This is a genomic window from Lysinibacillus sp. TE18511, assembly GCF_054062295.1.
Map to the genome: position 1 here is coordinate 24,075 of NZ_JBSSFD010000047.1, position 11,898 is coordinate 35,972.

The 11,898-nt window shown below is 30.8% G+C and carries 7 protein-coding genes, 1 other RNA gene and 3 pseudogenes; 8 read left to right on the forward strand and 3 right to left on the reverse strand.

The features are described from left to right. The first annotated feature begins 296 nt into the window (after positions 1-296). Positions 297-652: a transfer-messenger RNA gene (gene ssrA / locus ACVWXS_RS22560) on the forward strand. A gap of 134 nt (positions 653-786) precedes the next feature. Here ssrA and ACVWXS_RS22565 read toward each other — a convergent pair. Continuing rightward, positions 787-1,164: pseudogene (locus ACVWXS_RS22565) on the reverse strand (tyrosine-type recombinase/integrase); the annotation flags it as partial. Between ACVWXS_RS22565 and ACVWXS_RS22570 the strand changes: the two are divergent. From ACVWXS_RS22570 to ACVWXS_RS22585, 4 genes are all read left to right on the forward strand, one after another. Further along, the gene (locus ACVWXS_RS22570) at positions 1,139-1,498 is read left to right on the forward strand and encodes a hypothetical protein (RefSeq protein WP_456960237.1); all 360 of its coding nucleotides are present in this window, start codon (positions 1,139-1,141) and stop codon (positions 1,496-1,498) included. The pseudogene ACVWXS_RS22565 and the gene ACVWXS_RS22570 overlap by 26 nt on opposite strands. A gap of 468 nt (positions 1,499-1,966) precedes the next feature. Next, a complete protein-coding gene (locus ACVWXS_RS22575; protein ID WP_456960238.1) occupies positions 1,967-3,247 on the forward strand; it encodes a hypothetical protein in 1,281 nt (426 codons plus the stop codon). A 374-nt stretch (positions 3,248-3,621) separates the two neighbouring features. After that, complete coding sequence (locus ACVWXS_RS22580; RefSeq protein WP_456960239.1) at positions 3,622-5,346, forward strand: AAA family ATPase; 1,725 nt, start codon at positions 3,622-3,624, stop codon at positions 5,344-5,346. Next, positions 5,339-6,886, forward strand: a complete 1,548-nt coding sequence (locus ACVWXS_RS22585) for an HNH endonuclease (protein WP_456960240.1) — start codon at positions 5,339-5,341, stop codon at positions 6,884-6,886. Before ACVWXS_RS22580 ends, ACVWXS_RS22585 begins: the two co-directional genes overlap by 8 nt. A 264-nt stretch (positions 6,887-7,150) precedes the next feature. Here ACVWXS_RS22585 and ACVWXS_RS22590 read toward each other — a convergent pair. After that, a pseudogene (locus tag ACVWXS_RS22590) lies at positions 7,151-7,666 on the reverse strand (IS3 family transposase); the annotation flags it as partial. A gap of 101 nt (positions 7,667-7,767) precedes the next feature. Between ACVWXS_RS22590 and ACVWXS_RS22595 the strand changes: the two are divergent. Together ACVWXS_RS22595 and ACVWXS_RS22600 are read left to right on the forward strand one after the other, a co-directional pair. Next, positions 7,768-8,382: a 7-cyano-7-deazaguanine synthase gene (locus ACVWXS_RS22595; RefSeq protein ID WP_456960241.1), complete on the forward strand. Its 615-nt coding sequence runs from the start codon at positions 7,768-7,770 to the stop codon at positions 8,380-8,382. A 281-nt stretch (positions 8,383-8,663) separates the two neighbouring features. Then, complete coding sequence (locus tag ACVWXS_RS22600) at positions 8,664-8,825, forward strand: N-6 DNA methylase (protein WP_456960242.1); 162 nt, start codon at positions 8,664-8,666, stop codon at positions 8,823-8,825. 73 nt (positions 8,826-8,898) lie between these two features. Here the strand turns inward: ACVWXS_RS22600 and ACVWXS_RS22605 are convergent, their stop codons facing one another. Continuing rightward, complete coding sequence (locus ACVWXS_RS22605) at positions 8,899-10,452, reverse strand: tetratricopeptide repeat protein (RefSeq protein WP_456960243.1); 1,554 nt, start codon at positions 10,450-10,452, stop codon at positions 8,899-8,901. A 146-nt stretch (positions 10,453-10,598) separates the two neighbouring features. On the opposite strand from ACVWXS_RS22605, the pseudogene ACVWXS_RS22610 reads away from it, so the two are divergent. Next, positions 10,599-11,352, forward strand: a pseudogene (locus tag ACVWXS_RS22610) (type I restriction endonuclease subunit R); the annotation flags it as partial. Positions 11,353-11,898: the final 546 nt, after the last annotated feature.

The window sequence follows — 11,898 nt, forward strand, 5'->3', positions numbered from 1 at the left end:
ATAGAGCTGTTGAGGCGACGATAGAAATGACAAACTGACGCATAGAATTCTCAGGGCGAGTTCTAAAGGCAGTCAATTTTGAATTCATAATTGATGATTAGGAAAGAAGCAAATCATGTTGAGCAAGCCAATTTTTTCTATCGTAGCGGGACACTTGAACTATAGCAAGATTTGTTTTATAATATGAATTACTGATTGCCAGATTACATGGAAGCGTACTTTTTAGCTCCCACCGTACTAGAAGAAATTCTAGCTCCTTTACTTGAACGAGGCAATGTGCTTCGATTCATATTCAAGGGGACGTTACGGATTCGACAGGGATGGTTCAAGCTTTGGTCGCGCGTCGGAGGTCTCGGCTCCGTCATCAACGGAAGTTATATAATAACTGGCAAACAACAAAACTTAGCTTTCGCAGCGTAAGCTCTTAAGCGCTCTGCCTCTCTATCGCCCATGTAGAGAACGTGGGGCCCAACTTTAGTGGGATACGGTCGTTGGTGCCACCTGAGTCACCGACAAGAGATTTCCAGGTTAGCGTACAGGACGCCTGTTTGTCGGCATAATGTTACGTGAATTGTAAATAGGCAAACTACACGCGTAGAAGCTGAAGTATTGGAGTTTCTGGACGCGGGTTCGACTCCCGCCGTCTCCATAATACGATTTCATTGAATTTCAATGAGCGTCAAAACCCTTGATATACAAGGGTTTTTTATTTTGCCTTATGTCAAATAGTTTCATTGAGTATCAATCGAACGTAGTCAAAAACGTAGTCAAAGCGTAGTCGCTCAACTACATTTCAATGTAGCTGGCGAACTTCTGTATAGCTTCTTCTTTCGCTTTCTTCGTAACGTGTGCATAGATGTTCATTGTCGTTTGTACATCACTATGACCTAAGCGATCTTGTACTTCTTTTATGCTAGCACCCGCTTCAAATAACAACGAGCAATGCGTGTGACGTAAACCGTGTGTTGTAATTGTACCTAGCGCATATTTGCTTTGAACGTGTAAGATCCATTTGCGGGTCTTTGTAGGCTGTAGGTACTTATTAATCTCATTACTAAACACAAGCTGTTTTGGGTGCATCGTATTAGAGCCTAGCACTAAATAGTCTTGCTTCTGCTTTTTCTTCCACTCTTTTAAAATGGCCATTGTATTATCATCCATTTTTCATTTTGTTCTATTGTTTTACTTATTAATTCAAATTACAACCTGGAGTACATACTTTCTTGTAGTAAAACCTAAAGCTGAAGAAATCACTAATGATTTAGCATCTTATGTGGAAGCGAATAATAGACCGTTTACTGAGGCAATGTTAGCGCAATATGTAGAAAGCCAAAGAGACGGCGGTTACTTAAAAGACAATGAAAAAGTATCTATTATTTATTCTCAAAATACAAATGATCATAGATTTCAATGGTTTATCAGGAATGTTTTAATTACCCCCCGGTGCCTACAGATTCAACTTGCCCTTAGTACAGAGTCTTTTTTTTATTTGCTTTGATTGTACTTATTCGGTCTACCTTCTCTAAAATCATCACGCGGTCTATCAATCGCTTTCCTTCTTGTGTACGTTCTATAATTTAATTATGTTCCATTTCAGCTACTGCTAATAAAGTAGTTAAGAAGAACTTTCCTATTGTTGTATCTTCTAGTAGCCCCACATTCAAAATCCTAGGTATAGTATACTTTATAAAAGCTCTAGTTACATTAGCTATTTTTGATCTTATTTTACGAGAATTTAAATAGAACTTTTTAAAAGGGATAAGTAAGTCTTATATATTTTAGGAGTGAACTTGGTTCTAAAACCTTCTAATTAAATAATTTTAGAGGTTTTTTCTAGCAAATAGGAAACGTAAACATGATGTATTTGCTGTAAATGGTGATGTAGATGTTTTATGGATGGGATAATAATTCAAATGACATATTAAGAACCATTGATATATAAATATTTATAGAGAGGAAAGTAAAGATGGATATAATGAAGATTTTTAAATTTATATACAAAAAACAAAATAATTATATTGAAGTTAGCAAAATGCGTCAAAAATTTATTAGGAACCGAAACCACAAGAAAGAGCTCAATATAAAAAGATACTTTTATTACGATGAAACTAGTAATTATAGGAAATTTAGATTGAATAGTAAAAAGAATAATGGTTTTAATATAAGTTTGACAGAAACGGTAGTTCTGGGTGGCATGGTATGTGAAAATGAGATAAGTGATAGCTCATTTGAAGAACTTATGTCACAAATTAAATTAAAAAATAATCCTCCTGAGATAAAAAGTCGACATATCTATGGTTCAGGGGGTAACTATTTTAATCAAATAAATAATGAGAATCTTCATTCAATTTTAAAGTGGATCAAAAAAAATAAGATTTTTTTTCATTTTACAAGCCATTGTACAGGATATAATATATGTGCGCAGATAATTAATTCTATAGATAACTCTGGCGATGAAGGGAAGAAGTTGTTCAAGAAGAAGCTTCTCTTTGAACTAGTTTGTAAAGATGAAAAAGGATTATCTGATATTTTAGGGAAATTAAATTATTCAAATAAAGACAAGGGAGAAATTATTGGATTTTGGAGTGATTTAATTGATTGGATTAATTTTGATAAATATTTGAATAATCATTTAATCACTAAAAAAATAGATTCAGTTGTTAAAAGTAAAAACGATTTGATTTTGAAAATTAATTTTACAATAATGAAAGATCTTTATAACGACTTGTGTTCTGCTAAGAAATCCTGTTTAAAAGTAGAAGGTATGCTATTTGATGGAAAGGGAGTGATAGAAAATGATTTGTCAAGATTCTATCAATTACCTCTAATTTATTTCCTGCATTCAAAACATATGTTTGATGAAGAGGATGTTATAAAACAAATTATTCAAGAATATCCCTTATCTTTTAAAGGTAAAAAAATAGATAATTATTCATTTGAGAGTTCCTTAGAATTTATAGAAATCCGTATATGCGATTGGATTGTTGGGATTTTAGGAAGAACCATTAAATTTTTACGCCAAGTTAATGAAGATGAGATGTATAAATTTATTAGAAGCCTAAATGAGTTACAAAAGAGCAATATTGAATTATTAGGTAAACTTATTGAGGATTCAAATAGAGAAAATCCTTATTATATTAGAGTGTCTGATGAATTTGGTTTAGAAGGAAAACTAGAATGGATTACACATTTTAAAGAATATGAAGTACGAGCATACCTCAAAAGACCAACAAAAAGGGAGAAGTAATGTGCACATAGTATATATGGACTGCCGTCTTCATACATAGGAATTAAACGATTTTAAAAAAGAGGCTGGGACATACGTATATTTTCCAAGCAAAATAAAAAAATTTCACATAAGAAAAGCGGGAGAAATCAACGTTTCTAAAATTGATTTCCCTTGCTTTTTAAGGTTTTACCAGTTATGTCCCAGCCACTTTTTGTGTTTTTAAGCTAATTTGTGCTGTAGCATTCAAGGGCATTTATTTTGGGAGTCAATCAGGTATTGTTTTTTAGAAAATTCATTTATATAAGAAATTTACCAGGGAAAATATTATTATTATGGAATATAATTTATAAAGATTAATAACCAAATTAGAAAATTTGATTTAGGAGGACAAAATGAAATTATTATATGTATACATCGGTAACTTTAAGAATCGAATCAAAGATCAGGAATTTTTATTAGATAATCAATTTAATATAGCTTATAATTCTACCCTAAATTGTGTGGATATGGAGGTGAATGAGAAATTTATTGTAGATTTTTTTAGTATTCAGAACCCTCCTACTAATAGAATAAAAGGTCTTACGGGTATAATTGGCAAAAATGGATCTGGTAAATCTACCCTCTTAGATTTTTTTAGGTATACAAATGCGGATATTTATAAAATAAGGGAAGAAAAGTACTTTGAAATATTTATGGATGAATATGGTGATATATTTTATTTTCAAAATAATATGCCTGATATTGATTTCAAAGATACAAAAGTTAATGAGTTGAGTAGAAAAAGTCGCTTTAACTTATCTAAAGTATTATTTCTCTCTACTGTCTTAGATAGAAAAAAATATGATCCTTTGCAAAGGGAAACAAATAATAGTACCAACTATTTGTTAAAAAATATTTATGAATATGATTCTGAAAAGATAAAAAATAATTTATTATTTTTAAACCGAACTGATATGCTTAAAAGGAAAATAGATGTAAAAATAGAGTATTTATCCAATGTTTTGGAAGAATTATCACTTCCTGAAATATTGAGTTTTTCTATAATAAATATTGATTCTGATTTTAAGTTTACGGAAAATTTAAAATTCTCTATGTTTAAGAGTTATATTGATAAAAGGCTATTACTAGGATTTAATACTGCAGAAGGTCCTTTACTTCTCGAATATTCTAAAGCTATAGAGAAAAAAGAAAAAAATATTTTTGAATATGTTGAAAAAACTCATAAAAATATACGACCAGTTTCAATGGATAATAGAGAAAGTCATTTGAGAGTAATTAAAAGAATAAATAAGTTTTCTAAGAAAATTGAAAAGGGTATACAGAGAGGGCAGATTATTCAAATAAATGATTCAACCTTTGAATTAAATGATATTCAAAGCATAAAAACATTTATTAAAAACTTATATAATGCTACAAAACAACAATTTACTGGTTTGTCAATGAATTGGAGAGAGTTAAGTACAGGAGAAGAAATGATACTTGATATTTTTTCAAGATTATTAGACGGTATTAGCTACTATGAGAAGCAACCAGAATTGCAAGTAATTATATTAGATGAAATTGAGAATGCTTTACATCCCCAATGGCAAAAAAAGATTATTGCACTACTAATAAATTTTTTAGAAGTATATTTTGATAGACATAAATTTCAAGTGATATTGACCTCGCATTCACCATTTTTAGTGTCCGACATACCTTCGCATTCTTTAATTTTAATACATAGGGATAAAATTAAAGGAATAATCAACAAATCGGAATTAGAAGATTTGCATTTAACATTTGGTGCAAATATACATGAATTATATACTAATTCATTTTTTTTAGAGGGTGGAGTTATAGGAGATTTTGCTAAACAGAAGATAAATAAATTAGCAAAAAAACTTATGTATTTCGTACCAAAAGACATTAATGATTTGGATCAAATTAGATATGAAATTGACCTAATTGCAGAACCAGTATTAAGAAATAAATTAATTCAAATTTATGATGAAAAAATAAAGTTATTTAAACCCTTTAACGAAGATGTTTTAAATATTAAACAGGAAATAGGAATATTAAAAGAGCAAATTAAATTGGCGAATGAAAAATTACTAAAACTTGAGGGGGAAGTTGAATAAAGTGATTTATATCGAGCTAAGTGAAAAGAAATATAGAGGACATAAAATACTGGACATACATAAGGAATTCATCATTAATAATGAAAGTGAAATAAAATCTGATTTAGATAATTTAAGAGATAGTGAAAAATACAAAAGTTCGAAGGACATTATCGATTATCTTGATAAAAATTTAACGAGTTTAGCTATTGGTAATACTGAATCTTTAAAGAAAATACAGGATGAATATATAGATAAAATATTGGATAACTTCAATATTAATAATAATGAAGAAAAAGTAAAATTCACGAAACTACATTTGGAATTAAAGAAGATTTTTATAAAAGCATATAGAAATTTTAAAGACAGTAGCCAATTTTTTGAGTATGAGGGTAATTTAATAGAGTGGAATGCATATAGATATGTGGAAAGCTTAAATACTAAAATTTGTCCATACTGTCATGCACAATATATTAATCCAATAAGAAATAATAGAGCTCTGAATGGTGCAGGGAAGCAAGCTCGTCCACACTTAGACCATTTTATACCAATCTCGATGTTTCCTATATTTTCAATATCATTATATAATTTAGTCCCATCCTGTTATTATTGTAATAGTTATTTTAAGTCAAATTATTATACAGATTTTGATAATTGTTTTTCTCCTTATGAAAAAGAAATTGAGCATACTTTTACGTTTTCAATAGAGCCCATGGGAGCTCCAAAAAACTCTTTTGATTCTTTAAAAGCAATAAGAGGGAATTTGAAAAATACAAAACATGAAAGTTATTATAAGCTAATTAGCACTAAAGAAAAATTAAATAAGAATATATTTCATGATTATATAAATTTAATTGAATCAAAGTTAAAAGAACTTAATGTTCAAAAGGCTAATGTTAGAATATGTAATAAGGATGATAAGACAATATTTGATGCGCTGATAAGAGAATTTGATAAAATTCATAAATTAATATTAAATAACATCCTAGAGTATTCTGGGCTTTCTGATATTGGTGACCAGGATGTAAAAGAAAGAATATGTGAGGAAATAGTTATTTATCACAACCAACATGTTGATATATATAATAATTTATTTTCAGTTGAAATGAATGGTCATAGTAAATTTAAATCTATATCGACTTTTTTAAGAGATACATTTAAAGAAGTAATTTCAAACGTTTACTCATTAGAATTTAAAGTTTTAAATTTTAATGAAGAAAAAAAATTTAATTTTGTAGAAGTAATATTTGGAGAAACTTCTGATTACGATATAAAAATATTGCCAACTCATAACATTGATAATAAATTAGCTGTAAAAGTTTTGACAAATGTTTCTTTATTTCAGCTGGAGTCAGTGTATAGTCAATATAAAAATAAAATTAATAATAAAAATAAACAAAGGCAAATTTTAAGTAAAAGTTATTTGGAATATTTAGCTGAAAATTTTCCAGATATTTTAGGACATGAACAAGTTTTGACGCTCACAGAAGGAATGTTTTATACAGAGGATACTTATAGAGATGAAATTTTAGGTAAATTAATTTTTAATTTATATGGTTAATTTGGATTCTATTAAATATGAAAACACAGCTAAGATTATAATAGTAGCTCCGTTTTCATATTGTGGAACTACATCAAGATTTTAGACACTCTCAAGTTAATTTTTTTGAGTTGCGCAACGTCCATTTTGGGAGTGTTCCACATCGCGAGTAGCCCGTTAAATGAAAAGAGCCTTTGACCGCCTACCCGCGATGTAGAGCGGAAAATGTATGGAAATTGCGCCCGAAAAATGTGGTGGGGTAGATTTTTGTGTGACCCCAGCTTGTTACGCTACTGCTCGGCACATTTTCTTGTACGCATCAGGTGTGAAATAGTCAATGCTGCCGTGGATCCTCTTGTGATTATACCAGCCTTCGATGTATTTAAATAAGGCAACGCGTGCAGTTTCAAAGCTGTCGTAGCGCGTTCGGTACACTTCTTCTTTTTTCAGTGTCGCATGAAATGATTCGATGCATGCATTGTCATACGGGCATCATCCTTTCCAGCTAAATGATGGGATTATTTCGTATTTCTTTAAGCGTTCACCAAAAACTTCGCTTGTATATTGGGAGCCTAAATCAGTGTATAAAATGAGTCCAGGCGCCGGATTTTGCGCTGCTACTGCGTGATCTAATGCTTCTAAAATAATGACTACTGTCATTTTACGACCAAATTTATAGCCGACAATTTTCTTTGTGTGACAATCTAATACCGACGCCAAATAACACCAGCCATCACGCTGTGTGTGGATATACGTAATATCTGCCACCCATTTTTCATTGATGGTTTCGGTTGTAAAGTCCTATGACAATATGTTTTCACGCGCTTCCACTTTACCAAGTATTTAAATTATTAAATACATATAACGGTAGGACAAGTAATTATTACGATTCATTGTTATTAATGTCAGATGGACTAGATTCTACAACTTTGGCTTATGATTTAATTTCAAAAGGAAAAAAAGTATTACCTATATTCATTGATTATGGACAGCATTTTAAAGATAGAGAATTATCAAGTTTAATAAAAGTTATTCCCAAAAAATTAAAAGCACACTTGAGAATTATTAATATTAGTGATATTTACAAATTTTCCACATCTAATATGATTTTAGAAGCAAATTTATGGATTAATGAAATTAGTGCTGATGACTTATATTTGCCTTATCGTAATCTATTATTTTTAGCCATTGCGAGTTCAATTGTTCAAAGTGAAAAAATAGATGAAGTATATTCTGCATTTATTAACTCAAATCATGCTAAGGAAATAGATTGTTCGACTGAGTTTTTCGATAAATTAGAAGGGGTTTTATCAGAATATGGGTCCGTAAAAATTGTTTTGCCATATAGAGAATTAGAGAAATATGATGTGATTTTAAAGGGCAAGGAGTTGAATGTCCCAATGGCGATAACCTATTCTTGCCAAACAAATAGTAAAGTTCCATGTGGAGTATGCCCTAACTGTATTGATAGAGAGGAGGCTATATCTAATTTCTCTAAAGTACAAGTTAAGCATTAATAGAAGGCTGATACTATGTCAAGAAAATGGACAGGGAAAATTGAGATTTTGCTTTAAATCTAAGCGCGCTATCGCTTGCTCGCCCTCACAAACAATTTAGGGGGCGTAACCTTTAAATTATTTGTAAGGTAAAGGGGTTTAATTATATGACCTTAGTTTTCTGTGAAGTTTTGAAGTATTGTTATACTTACAAGACGCTACGGGCATTTTAACGGAGTTAGGTTTAACACAAAAATTATGATGTAGCAGATGGGTTGGGTAAAAGTAGAATTTGTGAATAATTGCTAGATAACGATTTAGTATCGTGTATTTTAACGTTACTAAATGATTTATTCTACAACACAGGTATTGCAACATACATATTAATCTTAATAAATAATAAGTCGTTTTTATTTCAATATAAAAAAGCTGAAGTTCTTATGACAAAGAATTTCAGCTTTTAAAATGTGAAAGTAGGGAGAATGAATGGGGTTGGCGTTCTAAAGATTGAAAAAATCGGATTAATAACCGGTGTTTTTAAATCGAATTTAAAACTTCAATGTGAACATTTTTTAAACCATCAACAATAAAAACCTCTTGTTCATGCTCGAAATGTAATCTATATTGACCATGTTTATTGTAATGCTCCATGAATGTCTCAAGGCCACCTGATTTTTGGTCAGTAATGCCTGTAATAACTAAAGAATTTTTAATGTAAATTTCGATTAAAATATGTTTGTTTCTCTCTATTACATTAGCTGAAATGTTATTCTCAGTATCTACGTATATAGGTCGATCGAAAAATTGAAATAAATTCGCTTTATCTTTAAATGTATTTACTGTTTTTTGGAATTCTTCTTTCACCGTGTAAAATTTGCCAAGTATTGCATAAGGCATAGATCCGGTAGTATCTGCAATTATTGGTGCTCCTATAAAAATATAGCTTTTTCCTTCCTGTAATTTAATTGGTAGTTCTATATTGTCGATTTTAATGATAGCAATGTCATTTGTTTCCAATTGAATCGAGAAAAAGGTAGTTTCTACATATCCTATATCAACAATTGCTGTAGTTGCAGTTAGCTTGTTTGGGAATAATTTATTTTTATGATGATTAATGAAAAATTTATAATATAATGCGGCTTCAGAAATTCTATTTAATTTTAAATATGAAAATGCAATTCCGTATAGTGATTGGAAATCGTGTGCGTCTAATAATAAGCAAACTTCGAAATTTTCCACAGCTTCTGCATATTTCCCGAAAAATCTATAATACTCACCAATTTGGCTGTATGCCATGTAAAGGTTTGGTTCAATTTCAATAGCGTTTTTATAATGTTGTAAACTTTTTTCATAATTCATGTATTTAAATAGGCAAATACCTAAGTTTAAGTGAGCGGATGCATTTTTCGAATTAAGACGTAAACAAGCTTCAAAAGCGTTGATAGCTAACGGGTAAGAATCTTCAGACATATAAAGAACGCCGATATTATAATAAACTTTATCATGTTCTTTTAAATGTAAAGCGTCATTGAAGACTTTAATAGCTAGGTCATTTTCTTTTTGGGATGCTAGGCATGTTCCTTTGATAAAGTGTGCTTCAAATGATTCAGGTATGTCCAACAAAACTTTTTCACAATATGAAATGGCATCATCAAATTTATTTAAAAATTGATACATTGTAGCGCAACCGAGTTTGTAAAAAGGTTCATCACTTAATTGTTCAAAAGCTAAATAAATGTTAAGGGCTTCTTTATATTGCTTGTTTTGAGCATAACTTTGTGCGGCATATAGTTTATGATGCAAGTCGTTAATAGAATTATCTAATACTAAATTTGCTGGGTTTAAATAATTCATCGCTTCATTATAGTTTACGGCACCTAAAGCTTTTAACTCGACATCTGTTAGCTTGAGTTCTTCAGCAATTTTTAATAGTTGCTTACTAAATGTGGCACTGTTTATATCTTTGTATTCATTATTTTCAATTCTACGTAAAGTGCGCTCATTAACATCGATTGCCTCAGCTAATTGAGTTTGGGTCATACCTAGACCAATTCTTCTGTTTTTAATAAATTCACCAATATTGATTTTCAAGTTTTTCACCTCATATGTTTCGATACTTGAAGTATAGTTTTATAGTGTAACTATTAGAAGGGCGTATACAGGACATATTTAAATTTTATTAAAAATATTTTTTATATGGCAATAATATAGCGCTAGGTACTCGTAAAATGATGTGAATGCTAGTTGAAATTGAGCCATATCAAGTATTTACTGAGCAAGAAGTACAAAGAGTAAATGAGCTTGAAGTAATACGTGTTGTATAGAAATCTACGAAGGCACAAGCATGGTTAAATAAAGGTGTTGAGCGATTTAAAAAGTTGTTAGAAGAGCAGCAGCTAGCGTTTAAACAAGCAGCAACAAAATTCAGCCGTACGTATGGTTTCGTACTGCAAGTTGTTTCGTTTATTGATATAGGCTTGCACAAGCAGTATATTTATCTAACATACTTGTTACGTAAATTACCTCGTGGTGCCGGAGAAAAAATTGTGTATTTAGCGGATGATGTTGCACTGGAATACTATCGTAATTAAAAAGCATTTGAAGGTAGTATTGAGCTTGATAAAACAAGTGGCTATAAATTAGATCCACAAAAACATGGTGCTGGTGGCGCAACTGAGATGAGAAAGTACGCTTGTCGAGTATTTTAGAGAAGTTAAACGAACGCTTTGGCACGCAATTTACAGAAATTGATTTCCTTTCACGTGAGCAAGTGAAAGATGATATGCTGAATGATGAAGAGCTTCGCCAAAAAGCACCCACAACACAAAAGAAAACTTCAAATTCGCTTTCGAAAAAACATTCATGGACTTCGTTATCGACCGTATGAGAAGCAATCAGGAGTTCTTTATGAAGATATTGGAGAACGAGGAGTTTAAGTCATATATTATGGAAGATATGATACATGAGGTTTATGGGGAAGTGAATGGATAATAAAAAACATCAGTGCCTTGTAATTAGGGAACTGGCGTTTTCAGGTAAATCAAAAGGGAACTAGACGCATCTAGTTCCCTTAAGTGCAAGCCGAAGCAATGCACCGCTATTAGTTAATCTTATTCTATCATACCCTTAAATAGAACTGCAAGGAAGAAAGTTAGATATAATTTTTAGTTTTTATTAATTTTTTCCTTAAATCAGAACCCATGATTGATAAATGCACTGGTACAGGCACTTGAGACCTTAAGTGTTCAGAATGGCTTTCTAAATCTCGAAGTAATTTTTGTAATTCTCGCTTAGGAGTGCCTAATTTCTTGAGAAAAATTACCATTAAAATGAAATAATCAACAACATTATTGAATTTTATATTGGTTATGTTAGTTTCACTTTCAATATAAGAAGTTAATCTACTAGGTGGGTTAGTCTTTTTAAAACGGCAATCAAATACTGGATCTACGTCAAGATTATAGACACACTCAAGTTAATTTTTTGTTTGTTGCGCAACGTCCATTTTTGGAGTGTTCCACATCCCGAGTAGCCCGT